This is a genomic window from Cupriavidus sp. 05T313 (genome assembly GCF_056396665.1).
The window spans coordinates 1-23,468 of sequence record NZ_JBFTLX010000065.1 but is presented as its reverse complement, the minus strand read 5'-3'; the positions used below and the strand labels follow the sequence as shown (position 1 = coordinate 23,468).

Below are 23,468 nucleotides of genomic sequence, written 5' to 3'. Positions count from 1 at the left end.
TGTCCGCTGGCTACGTTGGCGCCGGATCCGATCGAAGGGCAGGGGTGCCCATCACGGTATCGTCGATGGGGAAGTGCAATATCGCCGCCAGCAGCCCGGCGGCTGCCGTGGCGCCCCATACCAGCGAATAGGAACCGGTCACGTCAAAGACGAAGCCGCCTAGCCATGCACCCAGGAACGAGCCGGCCTGATGGCTCAGGAAGCAGACGCCGAACAGCGTTCCCAGGTGGCGTGTGCCGAAGATCTTCGCCACCAGCCCGCTCGTCAGCGGCACGGTCCCCAGCCAGGTCAGGCCCATCACGGCGGCGAAGATAACGACCGAGGCGGAGGTCTTCGGCACCAGCAGGAAGGCGCCGATGGCCACGCACCGGACCAGGTAGAGCCAGCCCAGCACGTACTGCTGGCGAAAGCGGCCGCCCAGCCAGCCACATGCCCAGCTTCCCAGCATATTGAACAGCCCGATCAGGGCCAGCGCCGTCGCCCCCAGTCCCATGGGCATATGGCAGAGCGTCAGATAGCCCGGCAAATGCGTGGCGATAAAGGCAAGCTGGAATCCGCAGGCGAAGAAGCCAATGGTGAGAAGGCGATAGCCGGGGTGCCGGCACGCCCTGGACAAGACTTCACGCAGGGAAAACGCCTGCGGCTCCGCCAGTGGCGCGCGGCACGCATCCCGGCGGTCCAGAAGGATCCCGAATGGCGCCACCACGAGCATCAGGAACGCGAATACGAACAGCGACGCCGATACGCCCGATGTTTCCCGCACCGCCTGCGCAAGCGGAACCATGAGGACCTGGCCGAGCGATCCGCCGGCACTCGCCAGGCCCATCGCCATGCTGCGCTTCTCGGGGGATGCCATGCGGCCAACCGCCGACAGGACGACGCCGAAGCTGGTGCAACTGATCCCGATGCCGAACAGCAGGCCGATGCCGACGACTAGCATGGCGCCCGACGGTGCCATGGCCGCGAGTGCCAGGCCGGCGGCAATGCTGAGCGCGCCGGCGGCAACCACCGGCGCGGACCCGTATCGGTCGGCCGCGGCACCCGCGAACGGTTGCGCGAATCCCCACGCCAGATTGTGAAGCGCGATCGCGAACGCGATCACGGTGACAGGCATCCCGCGGTCGAACGACAGTGGCCCGATAAATAGCCCGAAGGTCTGCCGGATACCCATGACGACGCTCAGGATGAGCGCCGCCGACACAACGACGAGCGTTGCCGGGTGCGTTAAAGATGCAGCTTGCCTGCTGGGTGCCGTCAACATGGTGTTTGGCCCTCCTCGTGCCGCCAATACTGGCAGCGGAGGGGCGATGCGGCAAAGGAAAAGATCTTGACGACAGGTGAGGGAAATTCACCTGTGCTATCGCGGATCGGTGCGCGATGCGCCGGCTTTGCCTGTGGCTTTGCTATGGAATTGAAACGGCGGCCGAGGCGCTGTCCTCGAAGGCCCCGGCTTCGCTCAGCAGCCACTGCCTGAAGCCGGAGAGGTCGGGCCGGTGATCCGCGCCCGCCGCACTTACCAGCCAGTAGGCGGTCCGGGCGGAGATCACTTCGGGCCCGATTTCGACCAGCGCCCCGCTGGCGAGATCGCTGTCGACCAGCGGCCGCCTGCCCAGCGCGACGCCAAGGCCCGCGCTGGCCGCTTCGAAGGCCAGCTGGATCGTATCGAAGCGCAAACCGCCGGATGACGCGATCCCGGCAATGTGCGCGGCATCCAGCCAGGCCTGCCAGTCTTCGCTCGCGGGGTTGACGTGGATCAGCGTCGCGCGCCGAAGGTCCATGGTGCCGTTTGCATCGAGCAAGCTGTCGCGATAGGCGGGCTACATACCGGGACCAGCTGCTCGCCGAACAGCCGGGTCCAGCAAGCGCCAGCGGTGGGGGCCCGGCTCATCCGGATGGCGAAATCGAACCCGTCGGCGGGAAAACCGACCAGCCGCTGCGAGGTGTCGACGGTGACATTGATATCCGGCCACCGCGCGCGAAAGCCATGCAGGCGCGGCAACAGCCAACGCGATGCCAGGGTGGGCGCGCAGCTCACGGCGATCGTGCGGTTTTCCCGTTGGTTCGGCAGGCGCTGTGTCCCGGTTTCGAGCAGGGAGAACGCCTTGGACACGTAGGTCAGGTAGTCCGCGCCCGCCGGCGTCAGGGACAGCCCGCGGGGCTCGCGGATAAAGAGCTCGACGCCGAGCGACTGCTCCAGTCCGACGATCCCGTGGCTCACCGCGCTTGGCGTGACGCTCAACTCCGCGGCAGCGAGCTTGAAGCTCTGGTGGCGCCCGGCGGCTTCAAATAAGCGAAGGGATGAGAGCGGCGGCAAACGACGTGGCATGACGCATTCCGAACGACCGGCTGGCACGGTATCCGCCGCGATGTGGAGGCACCGCGGCGCAGGGGACGGCGCCCGGAGCGGGCGTCACCGAGCCGCGCGCTGACCATTTCCGGCATCGGCGGCTCAGATGCATTCTAGCGAAGATTCCATGGCGACCGGCTGCGCCGCCGGTACGGCGCGTTTTGCCGGCGCGGGGACATCCGGCACTTCCAGCACTTCCAGCACGTCGAGCACATCGGCGCCGTTTTCCAGTCGCTTGACGAACAGATCCAGCAGGTTCGCATCGCCGGCGGCGACCGACAGCGTGAGCTGGTGGGGCGCCGCCGCGTGGCCGAAGCGCATGTCGAGCAGGCGCAGCCCGGTGCGGCGGGCGTTGGCGAGCGTCCATTCGATGGCGCTGAAAAGGTCGCTGCGTTCGAGTTGCACTGCGAGGTTCAGGGTAGGCATGGCGTCGGCACCGGTGGGGGAGGCGGGTGTGAAGTTCATGCGGCAAATTTACCAGCGGGGCCCCAGAATGAGCTTCTTTATTGTCTTCGGTTTTGCGTAATTTGGAGATGGATTATCTATCTATGATAGATTGAGCAGTAACTTCATCTCTTGTAGTGGCAAAAACCATGGCAACCACCCCGAAGCTCGATGAAACGGACCGGCGCATCCTGCGCGCGTTGCGGCGCGATGGCCGGCTATCCAATCTCAAGCTGGCCGAGCAGGTCGGCTTGTCGCCCACGCCCTGCTGGAACCGCGTGCGTGCCCTGGAGGAAAGCGGGGTGATCGAGGGCTATGCGGCGCTGCTGAACCAGAAGGCGCTCGGCTTGCCCGATACCGTGCTGATCGAAGTCACGCTGGACCGGCACGATGACGAGATGCTGGATCGCTTCGGGGAAGCGCTGGCCGAACTGCCGGAAGTGATGGAAGCCTACCTGCTGACCGGCGAATACGATTACCTGATCAAGGTGGCGGTGGCGGGCACCGAAGGCTACGAGGAGTTCCTGCGCCACAAGCTCTACAAGCTGCCGGGTTTGCGGCACAGCCATTCCACCTTTGTGCTGCGTTGCATGAAGCGGGAGCCGTCGGTCGCGCCTTGAGAGCGCTTCAGGCGTCAGGCTGATTCCAGGTATCGGTGGACATCATGGCTGCCAGCGGGCGCCCCTGCCGCCAGCCTTCCACTTCCAGCATCGGCGCGGGATAAAAGGCCTGCACCGGCCCCAGGCAGAGAATGGCGATAGGCTGCGCGCCCGGCGGCAGCTTCAGCAGCGTGGCGAGCGCGTCCGGCGCGAACATCGAAACCCAGCCCAGCCCGAGATTCTCCACGCGCGCCGCCAGCCAGAGGTTTTCAATGGCGCAGGCGGCGGAGCATAGCGCCATCTCGCGCGGCATGGTGCGCCGGCCAAACACGGTGCCATCGTCGGGCGCCAGCGCAACCACCAATAGCTCGGCGCATTCGCGCACGCCTTCCACTTTCAGGCGCAGGAACTCGCCGTCACGCTCGCCCAGCGCCATCGCCGTGTTCTGCCGTTCGGCCTCGACCAGGGCGGCAATTTCCCCGCGCAGGGCGGGATTGGCGATACGGATGAAGCGCCACGGCTGCATCAGGCCAACCGAGGGGGCGCTATGCGCGGCATGGAGGAGGCGCAGCAAGACGGCCTCGTCGACCGAAGCCCCCGCAATGAAGTGCCGCATGTCGCGGCGCGAGGCGATGAGGCGGTAGAAGCTCTGCTGCTCGTCAGGTGAGAAAACGGCGGGAGGGCAGTCGGCTATGGTCGCGGGCATTGCGTGAGGGACGCCAAAGCCGGCATTGTAATCCTGTGCGGAGGCGGGCAAGCGAAGAGGGCGAACCTGAAGATCGCCGATGTTGTTCGCGCGGATAAACGGTCAGGGCACAGGCTTGGACATCTCCGCTGGCGCTCGCTATCAACCCATCCATGGATTCACGACAGTCAGGCCAATTCCTTCGAAGTCCTTTCCGTTGCGTGTGGCAAGTACGGCGCCATGATGAGAGCAAATAGCCGCAATCTGGGCATCTGCCATGCTGATGGGGCGTCCGGCTTGAGCCCGCTGGGACACCAGCGCGGCGTAGTGGACGGCGGCCGCTTCGTCGAATGGAAGCACCAGTCCCGCGAATTCTTCCTCGAGCATCTGGAGCGCTGCTTCTCGTAGCCCGCTTTTTCTGCGCCCCTCCGGCAAGCGCGCAATGCCAAATAGAAGCTCGCCAACGGTCACCGCCGTTACAGCATATTCATGTTGTGAGTGCCGGTCGAGCCATCCGATGACAGCCGGCTCGGCCTGTGCCCGCATGAACTCCGACACTACATTGGTATCGAGTACGATCATTCGGGCAAATCCGCCGACCGAGGCTGTTCCTCGCGTGGGGGTAGCTCGATCCCCGGATCAGCCAGGCCTGCAAAGCGCTGGTGTAACCGGCTTCCGAATGGGCCGGGGCCAGGTGCTTTGTTCAGGGCACGACGCAGGATGACGCGAACCTCCTCTTCCATTGAGCGACCGTGCTGTGCGGCCTCAATGCGCAAACGTGCCTTGAGATCCTCATCAATATTGCGAATGGTCAGTGTCGCCATATCCGGTCTCCTGTGCTTGCATTGAATGCAATGCTAGCACAGAGGTACAAGACGCAGTGCCATTCGGACACCTGCTAATGCCCGGACAGTGCAGGCAGCGCATCCGCGTGTGTCGCCAAAGGCAGGACGGTCTCCTTGTCAGCGGCAATCGCCGCGAACCCCTGCGCCAGGTCCGCCAGCAGGTCGTCGATCTCCTCCAGCCCGATATGCAAGCGGATCACCTGCCCGCGCGCCGACCAGTCGGTGACGGTGCGCGCGGCGTGCATGTCGGCGATCACAGCAAGGCTCTCGAAGCCGCCCCAGGAGGCGCCGATGCCGAACAGCGCAAGGCTGTCGATGAAGCGTTCGGCGGCATCCGGCGCGGCATCGCGCAGGGAGAACGACAGCAGGCCGTTGGTGCCGTGGCAATCACGGCGCCACAGTGCGTGTCCGGGGTCGCCGGGCAGGGCGGGGCAGAACACTTCGGCGACTTCGGGGCGGGTGCACAGCCAGTGCGCCACCGCCAGTGCGCCGCGTTCGTGCTGGGACAGGCGGGCGCCCAGCGTGCGCATGCCCCGCTGCACCAGATAGGCGTCGTCCGGGCTGACAGCGATGCCGAAGGCGTCGGCCAGCGCGGCCAACGCGGGCCAGGCGGCCTCGGTCGTGCAGACCGTGCCCATCATGACGTCGGAATGCCCGGACAGGTATTTGGTCGCGGCCATCAGGGAGATATCGGCGCCGAGCGCAAGTGGTTGGTACAGCAGGCCGGAGCCCCAGGTGTTGTCGGCCGCCACCAGCGCGCCATGACGATGCGCTATGTCGGCGACGGCCGGCAGGTCGCACATCTCATAGGCCAGCGAGCCGGGCGTTTCCACGTACACGAGACGGGTTTCGGGCCGCAGCCTGGCTTGCAGGTCGTGGCCGTCGGCGGCATAGAAGCTGGTGGCAATCCCGTGCTGCGCGAGAAAGCCTTCGGCGAGCTTGCGCACCGGCTCGTAGACGCAATCGGGCAGCAGCACATGCTGGCCGGGGCGCAGATAGGCCAGCAGCGTCATTGCCGCCGCCGCCAGCCCGCTGGGAAAGAGCCGCGTACGGTAGCCGCCTTCCAGCTCGGTGACCATGTCTTCCAGTGCGAACGCGGTGGGGTTGCCGCGCGCGCCATAAGTGAAGAGGCGCTCGCTGCCGCGCCGCGCCCGCATCTCGCGCATCTGCGCCACCGAGTCGAACAGCACCGTGCTGGCGCGCACCACGGGCGGATTGACCGGCTGGCCGCCGTCCACGGAGGCGGTTCGGCCGACGTGGGCGAGATGGGTAAGTATGCTTTGCTTTTTCATGGCCTGGCCTGGTAGGACGCCGCGCCGGGGTGGCACGGCGGTGATGACGGCTGGTGCTTGTCTTTTGTACTTTGTCGTTGCCTGTGCAGGCGGCTGCAAGAGCCATGCCGCCCGCTTCGAATCCAGGCTGATCAGTCCACGCGGGCGCCGGAGAGCTTGACGATGTGCGACCAGCGCGCGATGTCGCTCTTGAGCTGCGCGGCGAATGCGTCCGGCTTGCTGGCCACCACGTCGCTGCCGCCTTCGTTGATCAGCTTCACCACTTCGGGCATCTGCAGCACCTGCGCGATGGCGCGGTTCAGATAGGCGATACGCTCGGGCGAAGTCCCGGCCGGCGCGAACACGCCATACCAGTCTTCAAAGCGGGCATTGCGATAGCCGAGTTCCTCAAGCGTCGGGACCTTGGCGAACACACCCAGGCGGCGTGGACTGGTGACCGCCAGCGCACGCATGCGGCCACTCTGGATAAAGCTCGCCACCGAGGAGGTGGAAGTGATCAGCACATTCACCTGCCCGCCCAGCAGATCGTTGATGGCGGGGCCGGCACCCTTGTAGGGCACATGCTGCAGGGCCACCCCGCTGTCCTTGTCCAGCACCACGCCAACCAGGTGCGAGAGCGTGCCGTTGCCGGGCGTGGCAAAGGTGATCTTCTGCGGCTGGGCCTTGGCCTGGGCGGCCAGTTCGGCAAACGTCTGCCACGGCGCATTGGCTGCCACCACGATGGCCAGCGGCGCCGCGTTGATCTGCGTGACCGGCATGAAGTTCTTGACCGGGTCGAAGCCGGGGGCGCTGTACAGCGTCGGATTGACGGCCATCACCGACACCTGCGAGGTCAGCAAGGTATAGCCGTCGGGTTTGGATTCGGCCACGAAGCGCGTACCGATATTGCCGCCGGCGCCACCGCGGTTGTCTGTGACGGCGGTCTGCCCGAGCACTTCGGTGAGCCGCGTGGTGACGATGCGGGTGACGGCATCGTTGCCGCCGCCGGCCGGAAACGGCGAGACAAAGCGCAGCGGCTGCGACGGGAAACCGCCAACCGGCGCCAGCGGCTGTGCAGTGGCGGATGTAGCGGACGTGGCCATCGTGATGGCGAGGACTGCGACGGTGGCGAAAGTGCCGGCCAGTACCTGCTTGATGCGTGACATGAAGAACCCCTTTGTATGTAGAGAGATGCCAGAGCGAAGGGGGGCCGGGCGGGCTTCTGCGGCCCCGCTTGCCCCTGTGTTCCCGGAATGCCGGGACGTCCCCTTGGCGCTGCACCGTCGAGCCGTGTGGGAATCAAAGCCAGGCGACTCGCCTTGCCGTCCGCGCGCATGGCCCAGCACGCGTGCGGGCGGGTGCCGGATGCGCGAAGGGCTCGGTCGCTGTTGGCGGGTCATGTTGCGGAACGATCCCGGGCTGGCCGGATCAGGCGAATCGGAAAGTGGCCAGTTCCTGCGCGTCAAGCTGGCCGATCAGGTTGGTCTCCCACGCCAGGTAGCGGCGCGCGGCTTCCTTGTTGCCGTCGTGGCGGTCGTGCACGAAGAACAGGAAATCGATGCAGCGCGCATCCGGCAGGCTGTTCGCCTCGTCCCCCGTGGCGAGCGTATTTCCCGCGGCCTGCCAGGCATCCACGCCGCCGGCCAGCAGGCGGACATCGCGGTAGCCGAGCACCGCCAGTTCGCCGGCAGCCAGCCCGGCCAGTCCCGGCTGGCCTTCGTCGCCGATCAGCACCAGCGGCGTGTCGCTTGGCACGCCGGCCAGGTCGCGGGCAAAGACCGGGCGGATCGACCAGCGGCTGCCGGGCACGTGGCCGGCGCGATACGCCATGCTGGCGCGCACATCGAGCGCCAGCACCTGTTGCCCGGCCAGGCCCGCGGCCAGCGTGGGGGCATCGATACGGCGCAGGGCGCGAGCCGGCGCCTGCGGACCGGCGGGCGCGGCCAGGCGGCCGCCAAGCGCCGCCTCCAGCCCGCCTTCGAGCACTACGGCGTCGTGTCCCATCTGGCGCAGCCAGCTCGCTGCCACGGTCGCACGCACACCATCGGCATCGATCAGCACGAGGCGCGCGCGCCGCACGCCCACATATTGGTCGGTGGCCTGGATCAACTGGCCGCCGGGTGTGTTCTGGGCACCGGGTACCGACCCGGCGGCATACTCCTCCGGCGTGCGGACGTCGCAAAGGAAGGTGGTGCGCGAGCGGTCGTCGAGCCACGCGCGGGCCTCGGCCACATCGATGCGAGGGACCGAGAAGCGCTGCGCCATCGCCTGCGCGGCGGTGCGGCCCGCATCGAGGCCGCGGGGCGCGGCGTTGTCCGGATAGCGCCGCGTGCCGCCGTGTTCCAGCCTGAAGTCGTTCAGGTACCAGCCCTGGGTGCCGTTTTCCAGCGCGTATACAGGGTTGGGCACGCCAAAATTGATCAAGGTCTGGGCGCCGATGATGCTGCGCGTGCGGCCGGCACAGTTGATCACGATGGGCGTGGCCGGGTCCGGCACGAGGTCGCGCRGGCGGTAGGCCAGCTCGCCATTGGGGCAGCAGATGGCGCCGGGGATATTCATCTTGCGGAATTCCGCGACGGGCCGGCCGTCAAGCACCACCGGGGCTTGCTCGCCGGCCTGCATGGCGGCCAGTTCGGCGGCCGAGACGCGGGGCGTGCCGTAATGGTGCTCGGCCAGTTCGCCGAAGGTCTTGGATGGCACATTGACACCGGCGAACAGCGCATAGCCGGCGGCATGCCAGCCCGGTACGCCACCGTCCAGCACGAACAAGCGCGTGTAGCCGAGGGCCGCCAGGGCCTGCGCGGCGCTCGGCGCCAGGCCGTCGCCATCGTCGGCCAGCACGATGCGCGCCGAAGGATTCGGGGCCAGCCGGCCTATGTCTAGTTCGAGCCGGCTGTAAGGCAGCGGTACCGCGTAGAAGGGATGGCCTTCGCCGTACTGGCCATGTTCGCGGATATCGAACAGGGCGATCTCCTCCTGGTCGTGCAGCCAGCCTTTGAGGGCAGCGGGATCGAGCAGGGTGTAATGGGTAGTAAGGATGTCGGGCATGCGGTTCTTCAGGCAAAAAGGGGGCCTGGCCTCCTGGCCGCGCACGGGCGGGAGGCAAGCGGTAGTGCGTTGGAAAAGGGCTTCGGCAGAGGCGGGGCGGTGCGGGCGTGTCAGTGCCGCACCGCCCCGGTGCCGCTTAGCGGCGCGTCTTGACGCCCACGCTCATGGCCTGGCAACGGCCCGTTTCGAGGTCATAAGCGGTGCGGCTGGTCAGGGTTTCCAGGGCGCGGCCGTACATATGCAGGTGACGGATCACGGCTTCGCCGCGAATTTCGACCGAGTGGATGTCGTCGGGCAGCAGCGCGATGCCCGAGCCCGGGCCCACTTCCACGGTGTGCGAGTGCGCCAGCGTACCCACGCCCGGCACGCTGCCGTCGTCGGTGCGCAGGTAGACGTCGTTGTACTCGGTCCCCACCACGCCGGCCACGCAGGCCCAGGTGGTGTGGTCATGCGGCGGGATGCGCTTGCCCGGCCGCATCACGTTGAGGTACAGCGCGAAGCTCTGGTCGGGATCTTCCGCAATCAGGTAGCGGGCCTGGCGCTCGCCTTCCTCGGGCGGGGCGAATTCGCTCTCGGCCCACAGTTGCGGCCTGGCCGCCAGTTGCGCCACCTGATCCAGGACGCTGGCCAGCGAGTCACGGGTGACACCGCCGCTGGCTACGATTTCCTTGATGGATCGAATGGTTTCCCCGACGGCGGCCTGGCGTTGTTGTGCGATCGACATGTCTCTAGAATCCTTGCTGAGTCTTGATAGTTCTTGGTTTGCGGGGCGGGACGTATCTTTGTCTGGTTTCACTGTAATGAAGGCCCGTGCCCAAAACCACTTAATCACCCATGAAAACACTTAAGCAAGTCTAATGAATGCGTAATCTCGACCTGGACCTGCTGCGCACCCTGGTGGCCATTGCCGACCACGGTACCTTTGCCGCGGCGGCGGAACGGCTGCATCGCACCCAGTCCGCCGTCACCCAGCAGATGCAGCGGCTGGAGGAGCAGGTGGCGCTGGTGTTGTTCGAGCGCCAGGGGCGCGGCAAGCAACTCACACGGCATGGCAACAAGCTTGTGGAATATGCGCGGCAACTGCTGAACCTGAACGACGAGGCGTTGCGCGTGCTGCGCGAGGGCGACCTGACCGGATCGCTGCGTATCGGCGCGCCGCACGATGTGGCCGACACCATCCTGCCGCCGCTGCTGTCGCACATCGCGCGGGCTTCCCCCGCCTTGCGCCTGGAGATCCATGTCGGGCGCAGCCCTTTCCTGATGGAGTCGTTGCGGCGCGGGGAAATCGACCTGACTGTCTCCACCCGCGAAGACAGCAGCCTGGATGGCCTGGTGTTGCGCACTTCGCCCACCATCTGGGTGTGCGCGGCGGATTTTGCCTATGAGCAGGGCAGCACGGTGCCCTTGATCCTGGCCGACGAACCCAGCCTGTTTCGCAAGCTGGCGCTGGAAGCGCTCAAGGAGGCCGGCGTGCCCTGGCGCACGGCCTATTTTGCGCCGAGCCTGATTGGCATAAAGGCGGCCATCCGCGCGGGCCTGGGCATCACGGCCCGTAGCATCGACCTGCTTGGCGCCGATATGCGGGTGCTGGGCGACAAGGACGGGCTGCCGCGCCTGCCCGATGTGACGTATTACCTGTGGGCCCGGCCGAATGCGGCCAACCCGGTGGCGCGGCAGGTGTTCTCCATGCTCAAGACCACTTTGCAGCGCGGACTGGCGGCTGCATGAAAGTGGCCTGAGGTGGTTGTAGAGGGGCGTGCGTGCTGGCCCTCAGGCGGCCTGCGCGAGCCGGAAGGCGCCGACCGCCTCGGCAAGCTGGCGCGCCTGCGTTTCGAGCGATCCGGCCGCGGCGGCCGCCTGTTCCACCAGCGCCGCATTCTGCTGGGTGACGGCCTCCATCTGGGTGACGGCCTCGCTGACCTGCACGATGCCGGCGCTTTGCTCAAGCGATGCCGACGAGATGTCTTCCATGATCCGCGCCAGGCGCTGCACGGCGTCCACGGTCTCGCTCATGGTCTGGCCGGCCTGGGCGACGAGTGCGTTGCCCGCACCGACCTTGCTGGCGGAGTCGTCGATCAGGGACTTGATCTCGCGTGCGGCGCTGGCGCTGCGTTGCGCCAGAGCGCGGACCTCGCCCGCCACCACGGCGAAACCGCGTCCCGACTCCCCCGCCCGCGCCGCTTCCACGGCGGCGTTGAGCGCCAGGATATTGGTCTGGAATGCAATGCCGTCGATCACGCTGATAATGTCGGCGATCCGCTTCGAACTGCTGCTGATGTCGCCCATGGTCTGTATCACGCCGCGTACGTCGTCGCCGCCGCGCGTGGCCAGGCGGGCGGCTTCGGCGGCCAGCTCGCTGGCCTGGCGCGCGCTTTCCGTGTTGTTGCTGACCGTGGAGGTGAGTTCCTCCATGCTGGCGGCGGTCTGCTCGAGCGATGCGGATTGGTGCTCGGTGCGTGCCGACAGGTCGGTGTTGCCCGCGGCAATCTCGCGCGCGCCGGTGTTGACGGAGTCGGAGCTTGCGCGCACCTGGCTGACGGTGCGCGTCAGCGCCTCCTGCATGCGTGCCACGGCGGCGAGCACGCGTCCCACCTCATTGCCGCTGGCCGCCACCGCGCGGTGGCTCAGGTCGCCCTTGGCCACGCAGTCGAGATGCTCGGCGGCGGCAGCCAGGGGCGCTACGACGAACGCGCGCAGCCCCAGGTGTACCGCCACGATCAGGCCCAGCGCTGCGGTGATGCCCACCACCACCAGTTTCACCACCAACTGGTAGCGCGCGCTGCTTGCTTCGGTTTCCTGTTGCGACAGCCGGGCCGCCTCCACCTGAAAGCGCTCGACACCCGCCGAGTAGTCCGCGCCCGAAGGCGTGACTTCCTTGTCGTTGAGGGTGGCATAGGCAGCAGCGTCGCCGCTGCGCAGCGCTGCCATGGCGCGCTCTATCGTGCCGGCATGGCGCCGCGCGGCGTCGGCGACCTGGCGGCGCAGGGACGCGTCCTGCTCTTCCTGCGCGGGCGTGGCCTCGAAGCGCTGCAACGCCCTGGCGGAATTTCCGAGGGCTTTGGCGGCGGCATCAAGCGCGCCGGCATCGACCCCGGCACCACCCTCGCGCGCCGTGGCGTAGGCCCGTGCTAGCGCTGCGCGGGCCCGGGTCATGTCCTTGTACGCATCGTTGAGCAACAGCGTGGAGGCGGAAAGCTGCTGGACGCGGCCGGTTGCCTGGTTGGCGGCGCCTAGCGCGAGCACGCCGACACCGGCGCCAAACACGATCATGCATGCAAAGGTCACCAGGATGCCCAGCAAGGCGGTGCGCACGCTCAGGTTATTCATCATCGGATCGGGACAGGGGTTTGAGATCACCGGACTAACGGAGGCCGTGGCCCGGACTTGACCGGGATCATGCCGATGTTTGCGTCAGATCAATCCCGATGCTTGAAATAGGCGGCCAGGTGTCTGTTTGCGCACAACTTGCGGCCGACCCTCAAGTTGTCGCCGCACCGCACCGATAGACAGGCTTTCAGCCCAGCGCGGGCTCCACAGCCATTAGCCTCCGGGCACCTCGCCATGCTTGCCAGCCTTACCATTCGCGCCCGCCTTCTCGCTACCGTTTCCCTGCTGTTCCTGCTTGCCCTGGGCGTGGGAGTGGCCGCCTTGCTCGGCTTGCGTGCCGCCAACGACGCGCATGAGTCCACCTACACGAACCAGCTCGCTTCGGCGCTGGCGCTGGGCGAAGCGGACCTGAGCCTCACCCGCGCGCGTACGGCGCTGGACCGCGCCATGCTCTACCYGGACAGCCCGGAAGCCAAGGGTTTGCTCGACCGTACCGAAGAGCTGACGCGGCGTTCGGACGAGGCATGGAAGCGCTTCATGGCCTTGCCGCGCGACAGCGAGGAAGACCAGTTGGCCGTGGCTGTCGCGGCCAAGCGGGAGGCCGCCAACCGCGATGGCATCGCCGCCATCATCGTCGCGCTGCGGGCCGGGGACCGCGCTCTGGCCGACCAGATCATGGACGGCAAGCTCTCCCGCCTGTTTCGCGACGCCAATGACAGCAGCCTCAAGCTGAGCCAGTTCCAACTCAAGATGGCCGCCGGCAATTTCGAGGCGTCGCAGGTGGCGTATCGCCATTTCCGCAACGGGGTGGTTGCCGCCATCGTACTGGCGCTGCTGGTGGCGGCCGCTTGCGCCGTGTTCCTGCTGCGCGCCATCGTTGGCCCGCTGGATCTGGCGCTGAAGCAGTTCGACCGCATCGCGGCGGGCGATCTCAGCCATCCCGTGCAGGTTACGCGCCGCGATGAGATGGGGCGCCTGCTTGAAGGCCTGGCGCGCATGCAGGCCAGCCTGGCGCACACAGTGGGGCGCGTGCGCCAGGGCGCCGGTGCGATCACCGCAGCCACGCGGCAGATCGCAGCCGGCAACGCCRACCTCTCCGGCCGCACGGAGGCGCAAGCCGCCTCCCTGGAAGAAACGGCGTCCAGCATGGAACAGATGACCTCCACGGTGCGCCAGAACGCCGACAACGCGCGCCAGGCCAGCCAGCTTGCCGTCAGCGCGGCCGAGGTGGCCCACCAGGGTGGCGCGGTGGTAGGCGACGTGATGGCCACCATGGGCGATATCAGCGCTGCGGCCAAGACCGTCGCGGAGATCATCGGTGTCGTCGACGGCATTGCCTTCCAGACCAATATCCTGGCGCTCAATGCCGCCGTCGAGGCTGCCCGCGCGGGCGAGCAGGGGCGCGGCTTCGCCGTGGTAGCGGGCGAAGTGCGCGGCCTGGCGCAGCGCAGCGCCGGCGCGGCGCGCGAGATCAAGTCCATGATCGAGACTTCGCTGGCGCATGTCGCAACCGGCAGCAGCCTGGCCGGGCGCGCGGCCAGCACCATGGAGGACGTGGTCGCGGCGATTCGCCGCGTGACCGACATCATGGGCGAAATCGCCGCCGCCTCGGCCGAGCAGAGCAGCGGCATCGAGCAGGTCAACCGGGCGGTGACGTCGATGGACGAAGGCACCCAGCAAAACGCCGCGCTGGTCGAGCAGGCTGCTGCCGCGGCGGCCTCGCTGGAGGAGCAGGCGCGCCAACTGGACCAGGCTATCGCCGCGTTCCGCGTGTAAGCTGGCGGTCGGGCCCGCGCATATGGCGGGATGGGGGATGCGCGGTGGCGCCGCATGCCACTTTTGTGCGTTTGGCCCCATTGGACTAGGGTATACGTAGTGACAAAGGTGGCGGAACGGTGCCATCGTTACCAGCAGGCGGCCTGCGGTGGCCGAAGTGCCGGGAATCCCCGGTTTCCTCGCAAACGGACCTGAATCGTGCGTCGACGTCTCTGGCCCAGGCTACTGTTATTGGCGCTGCTCATTAGTGGCGTCTACTTCGTCTGCGCGGCCGTCAGCGAGGAGCTGGCCACTTCGCGGTTGCAGGCGCGCTACTTTGCCGGGCGGGCGAAGGACATCGCGTTCGCGGTGAAGGACGGTCCGAGTGATCGCATCCGCTTTCCGGAAGACGGGCCTTATGATCTGCGCTTCGGCTACAGCCGCTTGCCGCAGTTCACGGAACTGCTGGAGGCGCGCGGTTATCGCCGCGAACGCCAGGCGCGCTGGTCCGACCAGATGCTCGAGCTGACCGATTCCGGCTTATTCGCGCCGTACCACGAAAAGACCCATGCGCGCCTGGACCTGCTCGATTGCAATGATGAGGCGTTCAATGCCAGGAGCGCGCCGCCCCGTACCTACGGCAGCTTCGACCAGATTCCAGGCTTGCTGGTGGGCGCCTTGCTCTTTATCGAGAACCGCGACCTGCTCGATCCCGAATTTCCCACGCGCAACCCCGCGCTTGATGTGCGGCGCTTCACGCGCGCCGCAATGGACCAGGGCGTGCGCTTTTTCAACGACAAGCACGACGCCGCCGGCGGCAGCACGCTCGCCACCCAGATCGAGAAATACCGCCATTCGCGCGCGGGACGAACCAGTTCGCCCAAGGAAAAGCTTCGGCAGATGGCCAGCGCGTCGATGCGCGCCTATCTGGACGGCCCGAACACCGTGGCCGCCAGGCAGCGCATCCTGCTCGATTACCTGAACTCCGTGCCGCTTTCGGCCCGTGCCGGCCTGGGCGAGATCAACGGGCTGGGGGATGGCCTGTGGGCCTGGTACGGGCAGGATTTCGACGAGGCCAACCGCTTGCTGGCGAATGCGGCAGGCCCGGGACCCGGCGCTGGCCAGGGCGAAGGCGAACTCGGCGAGCGGCAGGCGAAGGTGTTCAAGGAGGCGCTTTCGCTGATCATCGCGCAGCGCGGGCCATCGCATTTCCTGCGCCGCAATACCGCCGGGCTGGTGGCATTGACCGACAGCTACCTGCGCTTGCTGGCGGCTGCGGGCGCCATCCCGCCGTGGCTGCGCGATGCGGCGCTGGCGCAGCCACTGAAGCTGTCTCCCCCGTCGCTGGACCGGCCCGAAATCTCGTTTGTTTCGCGCAAGGCCCTGAGCGGCGTGCGCACCGACCTGCTGCGCTATCTCGATCTCGACAGCAGCTATGAACTGGACCGCCTCGACCTGACGGCCCATAGCACCATCAATACCGGTCTGCAACGTGTCGTCACAGAGGCGCTATTGAAGGCGGGCACGCGCGATGGCGCCCATGCCTTCAACATGTATGGCCACAACCTGCTGCGCGAAGGCGACGACCCCGGCAAGCTGGCGATCAGCTTCACGCTCTACGAGAAGATCGACGGCGCGAACCTGCTGCGCGTGCAGGCCGACAACCTGGACCTGCCGTTCGACCTCAACCGCGGCGCGCGGCTTAACCTGGGCTCCACCGCCAAGCTGCGCACGCTGGTGACTTACCTCGAGATCATCTCGGAACTGCATGAGAAATATGCCGACATGGCGCCCGCCGGGTTGCGCGAGGTCAAGCCGGCCAAGCTCGATGTGTTGACCCAGTGGGTTTTGAACTACCTGCTCACCGCTTCCGACAAGAGCCGTCGCGCCATCCTGGAGGCCGCCATGCTGCGCCGCTACTCCGGCGGGGCGGGCGAAGCGTTCTTTACCGGCGGCGGGCTACAGACCTTCACCAACTTCGAGCGTTGGGAGAACACGAAGATCATGCCCGTGCGGGAGGGTTTCGAGCATTCCGTGAACCTGGTCTTCATCCGCCTGATGCGGGATATCGTGCGTTACGAGACCTACCGGCTGCATCCCGATGCCGACGAGTGGCTGAACAACCCGGCCGCGCCGCAGCGGCGGGCCTACCTGGTCCGCTTTGCCGACAAGGAGGGTAGCGACTACCTGCGCGCTTTTTATTCGAAGTATCGCGGCAAGACCCATCAGGAAGCGTTGAAGCGCTTGCTGGAAAACCGGTACTTCTCGCCGGTGGGGCTGGCGGTGGCGCTACGTAGCGTCGAACCTGACATCGATCCGGAGCAGTTCAACAAGATCATGCGTGCCACCCTGCCGCGCGTGGGGCTGACCGATGACAAGCTGGCGACGCTGTACCGCAAGTACGGCCAGACCAGCTTCTCGCTCAACGACCGCGGCTACCTCGCACGGGTGCATCCGCTGGAGCTATGGCTGCTGGATTACCTGCGCCAGCGGCCTGACGCCAGCCTGGATGAAGTCTTGCGCGACAGCGCCGACCAGCGCCAGGAGGTGTACGTCTGGCTGTTCAAGGCTCGCAATCCCGGTGGCCAGACCCGCCGCATCCGCAGCCAGCTGGAGCGCCAGGCTTTCGCCGAAATCGCGCGGCGCTGGCAACGGCTGGGCTATCCGTTCAGCGGGATCACGCCGTCATATGCCTCGGCGATCGGCGCTGCCGGCGATCGTCCCGCCGCCCTGGCCGAACTGGTCGGGATTATCCAGGGCAATGGCGTGCGCCAGCAGGCGACCGCGCTGCGCAGCCTGGAATTCGCGCAGGGCACGCCATACGCCACCGATTTCGGGCTGGCCGGGCAGGGCAAGCGGCTGTTGAGCGAGGACATCTCGGAGGTAGTGCGCGCGGCGCTGGTCGGCGTGGTGAATTCGGGCACGGCTGGCTCGCTGAAAGCCGCGCTGGGCAGCAGCGGCATCCTGGCCGGCGGCAAGACCGGCACCGGCGACCATCGCTACGAAGTCTACGGGCCGGGCGGCCGGCTGATTTCCTCGCGCGTGGTCAGCCGCTCGGCCACCTTCGTATTCTTCCTTGGCGACCGTTATTTCGGCAACGTTACGGCTTATGTGCAGGAACCCTACGCCGCGCGCTACGCCTTCACCAGCGCGCTGTCCGTGCAACTGCTGAAATCGCTCGCGCCTACGATCCTGCCGCTGGTGCGCGACGGCGGCGCGCGCTCTCCGCTGGCGTGCCGGCATTGAACGGCCGGCACGGCAGTCCCGCTGGATCCGCGGCTAGTCCCAGCAGTGGAGCCGCGCGCAGTACGCGTCCTCGGAAGTCCGGGCATTGCGTTCGTATTCGGCGATCACCTGCAAGGTGGCGGACTGGAGCAAGGAGCCCGCGGTGAGCGAAGCGGCAAACTCGCGCAGGCCCTGCAGGCAAATCACGATGGGAGGTAAAGCTTGGTCCTGCATGATGCGTTGCTGGCTCGTTGATGGGCGGGATGTGCCTCCCGACAATTCGATTGTAGATAGCGGCGAGCCGGGCAATTGCAAAGCAATGTGTCTGCGCGAACCTTTGTGGTGTTGGGCCGTAAATCAGTTGCGTCCGAGCCACGGAGTGTACCGCGCGAGCCGCGTGGTCATCACCATGGCTGCCCTGATCCATGGCGCGATGATGACCGCGGCAGCCATGCGGCCGGTGGGGCGTTGCGCGGCCACCACGGCAACCGGCCCCGGTACAGGAATAAAGCAAGCCGTGGATGAGGTCGAGCGGGGATATCACATGGCCAGCCCCCCGGCACCCTCGGTAAAAACATCGATAATGCCCAGTCCTTTGCACAGCACGAAAGACGGTCGGTTGCCCTTGGGCCGTTGTTCTATTATCATTAAATGTTAATCAAATTAACATTGCTGGCGCACTGGCTGGCACTCTGCAATCCCATGGAATCCAAAACCGCCCGTCTCACCCTGCTGATCGACCCGGTGAAGAAGAACGCCTTCGAGAACCTGTGCGCGGCACAGGACAAGACGCCCTCCCAGGTAGTGCGCCAGTTGATTCGCGACTATCTGGAAATGCATGGCGTAGCTTATGCCACCAAGCCACGGCTTGGTGGCGAGGCGCAGGTGGGGGGCGAGGAAGCCTGAGCGCAGGCCGCCAAAGCGGCGGGCGCGGCTGGAAACGCGAGACCGGCTTCGCCGTCCTGAGCCGGCCGCGCGAACCGCCCGGGCTATCGCCCTGGGCGGGTCCAGACGTGAACGTTGCCCTCAGCGCCTGGAATGCCGGTCGCCGGGCACCGCGGACTGGTGTTCGGCCGGCCGTGGCGTGGTGATCCAGCGTGCTACCGCGGCGGCGTCCAGCGGGCGCGAGAACAGGTAGCCTTGTCCCATATGGCATCCCTGCGAGAGCAGGAACTGGCGCTGCGCTTCGTTTTCCACGCCTTCGGCGACCACCGCGAGTTTCAGGCTGTCGCCAATACGGATGACGGCGCTGGCCAGTTCGCGGGCGGCGGCATCGCTTTCCAGGTCGATCACGAAACTCTTGTCAAGCTTGAGCTGGTGCACGGGCAACTGCCTGAGATAGCCAAGGCTGGAATATCCCGTGCCGAAGTCGTCCATGGACAAGCGTACGCCCTGTGCGTGGATGGCCGCGACGGTGGCGGCAATGCCGGCGTCATCCTCCATCAGCAGCCCCTCGGTCATCTCCAGCACCAGCGCCTGGGCGGGCAGGCCGTGGCGGGCCAGGGTCTCGGCCACTTGTGCCGGCAGCCCCGGGTCCCGGAAGCTGGCGGGCGAGATATTGACCGAGATCGTGGGCACGGACAGCCCCTGCAGGCGCCAGGCGGCGAGTTGCGCGCACGATTGCTCCAGCACCCAGCGATCGAGTGCGCCGATCAGGCCGCTGTCTTCGGCCAGCGGTACGAAGCGGTCGGGCGACACCATGCCGAAATGCGGGTGATGCCAGCGGACCAGGACTTCCAGGCCGTAGAGCCGCCCATCCCGCAGGAACACCTGGGGCTGGAAATTGAGATGCAGTTCCTCCGCGAGCAAGGCATCGCGCAGTGCCGATTCCAGCGCAAGGCGCTCCTGGGCGGCCCAGTTCATCTCGATGCTGAAGAAGCGGAACAGGTTGCGCCCCGCGGCCTTGGCGTCGTACATGGCCATCTCGGCGCAGTGCAGCAGGTAGTCCAGGGCATCGCCGTCGGCGGGAAACATGCTGATTCCGATGCTGGCCGACGGAGCGATGCTGGCGTGATCGATGCGCAGCGGCTGGTGCAGCGCGGCCAGGATGCGCTTGCCCGCGGCAATGGTCCGGGGGCGGTCGCTGTCGGGCAGTACCAGAGCGAACTCGTCGCCCGAAAGCCGTGCCACCAGCGCGGATTCTCCGGCATGCGCGATCAGGCGCTGGGCAACCTCGCGCAACAGCTTGTCKCCGCCGGCGTGGCCAAGCGAGTCGTTGATATGCTTGAAACGGTCCAGGTCGACGAACAGCACGCAGAGCGTGGTGCCGGCCTGGCGTGCGGCGAGCAGCAGGGTGCTAGCCTGCATCTGCAGCAGGCTGCGGTTGGGCAGGCCGGTCAGCGAATCGTAGTGGTCGAGCTGCATGATCCGCTCGGCCGCTGCCTCGCGTTCAAACGCGAGCTTGCATAGCGAAGTGCACACCTCGAAGAGCTGTAGGTGGAACGCATCTGGCTGGCGGACAGTGCGATAGTAGAACGCCAGCGTGGCGAGTACGCGCCCGTCGCTGGCCTTGATCGGATACGACCAGCACGCCGCCAGGCCAAGCGGCAGGGCGAGATCGCGGTAATCCGCCCACAGCGGATCGTTGGCGATATCGCTGACCACCACCGGCTCGCCCAGCCAGGCGGCCGAGCCGCAGGAGCCGGCAGCGGGCCCTATGCTCATGCCGTCCAGTGCCRCCGCGTAGTGCGCCGGCAGGCTCGGCGCGGCCAGCGGGCGCAAACGGCCGTCGGCGTCCACCCGCAGTACCGAAGCAATCACTGAAGGCGCAACGCGTTGCACTTCCTCACAGATCAGTTCCATCACGGCCGGGAGCGGCTGCTCCATCACCATGGCCTGCAACACCTTTCGCTGCAGCAGTTCGTAGGCTTTCTGCTGAGTGATATCCGTGAGGATGACGATGCCGTGATGCCGGTCGCCCCCGGTCGGATGACGGTCGCTGGCGACCAGATGCCGGACCGTGGCGGAGACCCACAGCGGGCTGCCATCGCGCGCGTACACCAGCGCTTCATGGCGTTCGCCGCCSGGGGAGGAGCGGTGGGCATGCAGCCGCTCCATCACGCCCGGATCCGTGAATTCGCGGGCTAGCAGCTCGCGCGGCGTCTTTCCAACCATCTCGCCGCGCGTGTAGCCGAGCATGCGCGTGAGCCCGGCGTTCGCGTACACAATATGCCAGTCGTCATCGACCACGAGGACCGCGCTGTCGATCTCGTCGGCGATGACCGAAAGCAGTGGATGGTCGTCGCGGCTGGGTTCGATGCTGCCCGCCACCTTCAACAGTAGCGTGCGCAGCGTGACGTCTCCGAGCCGGGTACTGGCCTCCGCGATAAAGCCAAAGCGCCGCTCGCCGTCCGGCCGCAGGATCTGGACGGCGGGCAAAGGCAGGGCATGCTCGCCGTCCTGACCGGGTTCCGCGCCGTGAGCGCGCGCGCCGATGCCGGGCAGCTTTTGCACGAGCGCGTCCACGTCCATCCCGAAGACTTGCTTGCGGGATGCCCCATAGAGTGTCTCCGCCGCTGCGTTCAGGAAGATCACCCGGTTGTCCGTGTTCAGTACGAAGACGGCGTCGGAAGCTTGCTCAAGCGAATTGCGGAACAACTGATGCGGGTCGGCTATGCTGAGCGCTTTGTCTCTGTCTGGCATGGGTGAGGTAAACGTCGCTAACGCCCGAGAATGCCTGCCTGGCCCGCCTGGGCTCATGGGACATTGACTCGGCTCTGATGCAGGTATCGGCATCCGGTAGCGGATCCTGAAGTTTTTTTTGCATACCGCTATCGGGGACTTGATTCAGCGACCGCTGAAAACCGCGGGTTGCCCGCGCAGGACCGCAATGGCAGCGCCTGCCGCAAGGCCGGCGCGACGCGGCCGGCTTGGCATAATGGCGCGCTGTCCTGGCGGCGCGATGCACGTGCCGTTCCCATCGAACCGGAATTTCCCATGATCATCTGCRCCGGCGTAGGTCCCGGGCACCTTGACTTCCTCACCCTTGGCGTAGCGGACCTCATCCTCGGCGCCGACATCGTGGCCGGATTCGATACGGTCATCGAGGTCATACGGCCGCTGGTGCCGCCGAATGCCCGGATTGTCACCATGGGCTACCAGGACCAGGTCGAGCGGCTCGACTGGGTTGCGGCCGAGCATCATGCCGGCCGCCGCTGCGTGGTGCTGTTCATGGGCGACATGCACTTCAGCGGCTTCCAGTACCTGGAGCGGGTGGAGCGGGCTTGCGGCCATCCGGTGGAAACCGTACCTGGCATTTCCGCCGCCCAGGTGCTGGCCGCGCGCGGCAAGGTTTGTTTCGACGAAACCACCTTCCTGACGTTCCACCGGCGCGGCGACCTGGATCCGTTCAAGCGCCATCTCCTGCATGTGCTGGCGGACCAGCGCAATGCCATCGTCATTCCACGTCCCTGGGATTTCATGCCCAGGGACATCGCCGCCTGGCTGGTGGCCCAGGGCGTTGCGCCGGCGCACCCGGTCGAGGTGTGGGAGAACCTGACGCTGGCAGATGCCGCGTGGCGGGGCACGCTGGCGCAATGCACGCAGGCGTTCAGCGACATGAGCATCATGCTGATCCGCAGCCTGGCGCCGATGCCCAGCCAGATTGAGCCACGGCGCACCCCGGCGCAGGGGGACTCGGGGCAGGAGAAAACTTGATCTGCCGCAACACCCGCGCATCGCCCGCTTGCGCTGCACGGCACACGGAGTAGAGTCCATCCCGGATGGTCGGACAACGTCTCCGCGCGTTCGCGGACGTCCCCGGAACGGAGGGAAAACACCATGGATTTCAAGACCGTGCTGGTCGAACTCGGCGCCGACGCTGGCTGTGCGGATCGCGTCGGCCTTGCCGCCGGGCTGGCGCAGCGCTCCGCGGGCCATGTGATCGGCGTGACAGCCACCGGCATGCGGCTCGAGCCTTTCCGGGGCGCGGGCGACGAGGCCGGGCGCTACGCCGAACTGGCCAGGCGCCAGTTGCTGGCGCAGGGCGCCGAAGCCAGCGCCGCTTTCCATCGTGCCATGCACGAGGCGGCGCCGGGCGTGGGCTTCACGCACCGGCTCATCGAGGACGAGCCCGGCTGGGCCCTGGCCCAACAGGGGCGGATGGCCGACCTGGTTGTCCTGGCCCGCCCGCCCGGCCCGGAATCCGTCCCCGTGCTGGTGGCGCAGACTGCCGAGTATGTGATGCTCAACGCCGGCCGGCCGGTGTTGCTGGTGCCGCCTGGCGCGCGCCGCCTGACTTGCGAGCATGTGGCCATCGCCTGGGACGGCGGACGGGAGGCTGCCCGCGCGGTGGCGGATGCAATGCCCCTGCTGCGCCAGGCGCGGCGTGTCACGGTGGTTTCGGCGTCGAGCACGCATGATCGGACAGGCACCCACGGTATGCCCGATGTCCCCGGCGCGCACGCAGGCCTGCGCGATCATCTGGCGCGGCACGGCATCACCGCTGTCATGCATGCCGTGCAAGGCAGCGACCGGGTGGGCCGGCTGCTGCTGGAAGCCGTGCGCCACCTGGGGGCCGATCTGCTGGTGGYGGGTGGCTATGGCCACGCACGCTTGCGCGAGCTGGTAACGGGCGGCACCACGCGCACGCTGATGCGCCATGCCGAAATTCCGTTGCTGATGTCGCACTGACGGGCCAGCGGTGTTGAGGGCTGCCCGCGGCATCAATAGGTAAATTGATATAGCATTTGGCCGCATATGGATTGCTGCGGCCAGGTGCCACCCTGGCTGGCTGCCACGCGAAGCGAGATCGCCCGAGCCCCACGCCCCCAATGCCCCCAACGCCCCCAACGCCCCCAACGCCCAACGCCATAGAGAGAAATCGATGGAAGTCGATACGATAGACGAAGCATCCGGCGAGGACGCTCCGGCCAAGGCGCAGGCTGCGCGACGCAGCACGTGGGTGAGCGTGGCGGTCAACAT

The 23,468-nt window shown here is 66.7% G+C and carries 19 protein-coding genes and 1 pseudogene; 7 read left to right on the top strand and 13 right to left on the bottom strand.

Annotation, left to right across the window (positions count from 1 at the left end; all coding sequences use genetic code 11):
* Nucleotides 1-10: 10 nt before the first annotated feature.
* The 3 genes and pseudogenes from AC1DKD_RS16450 to AC1DKD_RS16440 form a co-directional block, all read right to left on the bottom strand.
* Complete coding sequence (locus tag AC1DKD_RS16450) at nucleotides 11-1,261, bottom strand: MFS transporter (protein WP_441634939.1); 1,251 nt, start codon at nucleotides 1,259-1,261, stop codon at nucleotides 11-13.
* A 142-nt stretch (nucleotides 1,262-1,403) separates the two neighbouring features.
* Nucleotides 1,404-2,326: pseudogene (locus AC1DKD_RS16445) on the bottom strand (LysR substrate-binding domain-containing protein).
* A gap of 123 nt (nucleotides 2,327-2,449) precedes the next feature.
* Nucleotides 2,450-2,812 carry a hypothetical protein gene (locus AC1DKD_RS16440; protein WP_441634941.1) on the bottom strand — a complete coding sequence of 121 codons (363 nt, stop codon included), beginning with the start codon at nucleotides 2,810-2,812 and terminating at the stop codon, nucleotides 2,450-2,452.
* 128 nt (nucleotides 2,813-2,940) lie between these two features.
* Between AC1DKD_RS16440 and AC1DKD_RS16435 the strand changes: the two genes are divergently transcribed.
* On the top strand, nucleotides 2,941-3,411 hold the full coding sequence (locus tag AC1DKD_RS16435) for an Lrp/AsnC family transcriptional regulator (RefSeq protein WP_441634943.1): 471 nt from the start codon (nucleotides 2,941-2,943) through the stop codon (nucleotides 3,409-3,411).
* 7 nt (nucleotides 3,412-3,418) lie between these two features.
* On the opposite strand, the gene bluB is transcribed toward AC1DKD_RS16435, so the two are convergent.
* The 7 genes from bluB to AC1DKD_RS16400 all read right to left on the bottom strand — a co-directional run bounded on the left by bluB (nucleotide 3,419) and on the right by AC1DKD_RS16400 (nucleotide 9,963).
* Nucleotides 3,419-4,096: a 5,6-dimethylbenzimidazole synthase gene (bluB, locus tag AC1DKD_RS16430; protein ID WP_441634945.1), complete on the bottom strand. Its 678-nt coding sequence runs from the start codon at nucleotides 4,094-4,096 to the stop codon at nucleotides 3,419-3,421.
* 141 nt (nucleotides 4,097-4,237) lie between these two features.
* On the bottom strand, nucleotides 4,238-4,657 hold the full coding sequence (locus AC1DKD_RS16425) for a type II toxin-antitoxin system VapC family toxin (protein WP_441634947.1): 420 nt from the start codon (nucleotides 4,655-4,657) through the stop codon (nucleotides 4,238-4,240).
* Complete coding sequence (locus AC1DKD_RS16420; RefSeq protein WP_441634949.1) at nucleotides 4,654-4,899, bottom strand: FitA-like ribbon-helix-helix domain-containing protein; 246 nt, start codon at nucleotides 4,897-4,899, stop codon at nucleotides 4,654-4,656. The genes AC1DKD_RS16425 and AC1DKD_RS16420 overlap by 4 nt, the downstream gene beginning before the upstream one ends.
* Nucleotides 4,900-4,973: 74 nt before the next feature.
* The gene (gene metC, locus AC1DKD_RS16415) at nucleotides 4,974-6,212 is read right to left on the bottom strand and encodes a cystathionine beta-lyase (protein ID WP_441634951.1); all 1,239 of its coding nucleotides are present in this window, start codon (nucleotides 6,210-6,212) and stop codon (nucleotides 4,974-4,976) included.
* A 131-nt stretch (nucleotides 6,213-6,343) separates the two neighbouring features.
* Complete coding sequence (locus AC1DKD_RS16410; RefSeq protein WP_441634953.1) at nucleotides 6,344-7,357, bottom strand: Bug family tripartite tricarboxylate transporter substrate binding protein; 1,014 nt, start codon at nucleotides 7,355-7,357, stop codon at nucleotides 6,344-6,346.
* Nucleotides 7,358-7,619: 262 nt separating this feature from the next.
* Nucleotides 7,620-9,239: a rhodanese-like domain-containing protein gene (locus AC1DKD_RS16405; protein ID WP_477143472.1), complete on the bottom strand. Its 1,620-nt coding sequence runs from the start codon at nucleotides 9,237-9,239 to the stop codon at nucleotides 7,620-7,622.
* 136 nt (nucleotides 9,240-9,375) lie between these two features.
* Nucleotides 9,376-9,963, bottom strand: coding sequence for a cysteine dioxygenase family protein (locus tag AC1DKD_RS16400; RefSeq protein WP_441629092.1), 588 nt, complete (start codon nucleotides 9,961-9,963; stop codon nucleotides 9,376-9,378).
* A gap of 137 nt (nucleotides 9,964-10,100) precedes the next feature.
* Here AC1DKD_RS16400 and AC1DKD_RS16395 point away from each other — a divergent pair, with 137 nt between their 5' ends.
* A complete protein-coding gene (locus AC1DKD_RS16395) occupies nucleotides 10,101-10,967 on the top strand; it encodes a LysR substrate-binding domain-containing protein (RefSeq protein WP_441629090.1) in 867 nt (288 codons plus the stop codon).
* Between the two features lie 42 nt (nucleotides 10,968-11,009).
* Here the strand turns inward: AC1DKD_RS16395 and AC1DKD_RS16390 are convergent, their stop codons facing one another.
* Complete coding sequence (locus AC1DKD_RS16390; RefSeq protein ID WP_441629102.1) at nucleotides 11,010-12,566, bottom strand: methyl-accepting chemotaxis protein; 1,557 nt, start codon at nucleotides 12,564-12,566, stop codon at nucleotides 11,010-11,012.
* A gap of 234 nt (nucleotides 12,567-12,800) precedes the next feature.
* On the opposite strand from AC1DKD_RS16390, the gene AC1DKD_RS16385 reads away from it, so the two are divergent.
* Together AC1DKD_RS16385 and AC1DKD_RS16380 are read left to right on the top strand one after the other, a co-directional pair.
* Nucleotides 12,801-14,342 carry a methyl-accepting chemotaxis protein gene (locus AC1DKD_RS16385; protein WP_477143471.1) on the top strand — a complete coding sequence of 514 codons (1,542 nt, stop codon included), beginning with the start codon at nucleotides 12,801-12,803 and terminating at the stop codon, nucleotides 14,340-14,342.
* Nucleotides 14,343-14,573: 231 nt separating this feature from the next.
* A complete protein-coding gene (locus AC1DKD_RS16380) occupies nucleotides 14,574-17,567 on the top strand; it encodes a transglycosylase domain-containing protein (protein WP_441629086.1) in 2,994 nt (997 codons plus the stop codon).
* A 33-nt stretch (nucleotides 17,568-17,600) separates the two neighbouring features.
* On the opposite strand, the gene AC1DKD_RS16375 is transcribed toward AC1DKD_RS16380, so the two are convergent.
* Nucleotides 17,601-17,780, bottom strand: a complete 180-nt coding sequence (locus AC1DKD_RS16375) for a hypothetical protein (protein WP_035864305.1) — start codon at nucleotides 17,778-17,780, stop codon at nucleotides 17,601-17,603.
* Nucleotides 17,781-18,248: 468 nt separating this feature from the next.
* Here AC1DKD_RS16375 and AC1DKD_RS16370 point away from each other — a divergent pair, with 468 nt between their 5' ends.
* Nucleotides 18,249-18,452, top strand: coding sequence for a CopG family transcriptional regulator (locus tag AC1DKD_RS16370; protein ID WP_441629084.1), 204 nt, complete (start codon nucleotides 18,249-18,251; stop codon nucleotides 18,450-18,452).
* A gap of 120 nt (nucleotides 18,453-18,572) precedes the next feature.
* Here the strand turns inward: AC1DKD_RS16370 and AC1DKD_RS16365 are convergent, their stop codons facing one another.
* A complete protein-coding gene (locus AC1DKD_RS16365) occupies nucleotides 18,573-21,188 on the bottom strand; it encodes a sensor domain-containing protein (RefSeq protein ID WP_477143470.1) in 2,616 nt (871 codons plus the stop codon).
* Between the two features lie 294 nt (nucleotides 21,189-21,482).
* On the opposite strand from AC1DKD_RS16365, the gene AC1DKD_RS16360 reads away from it, so the two are divergent.
* Together AC1DKD_RS16360 and AC1DKD_RS16355 are read left to right on the top strand one after the other, a co-directional pair.
* Nucleotides 21,483-22,202: a cobalt-precorrin-7 (C(5))-methyltransferase gene (locus AC1DKD_RS16360; RefSeq protein WP_477143469.1), complete on the top strand. Its 720-nt coding sequence runs from the start codon at nucleotides 21,483-21,485 to the stop codon at nucleotides 22,200-22,202.
* A 123-nt stretch (nucleotides 22,203-22,325) separates the two neighbouring features.
* Nucleotides 22,326-23,177: a universal stress protein gene (locus AC1DKD_RS16355; RefSeq protein WP_477143468.1), complete on the top strand. Its 852-nt coding sequence runs from the start codon at nucleotides 22,326-22,328 to the stop codon at nucleotides 23,175-23,177.
* Nucleotides 23,178-23,468: the final 291 nt, after the last annotated feature.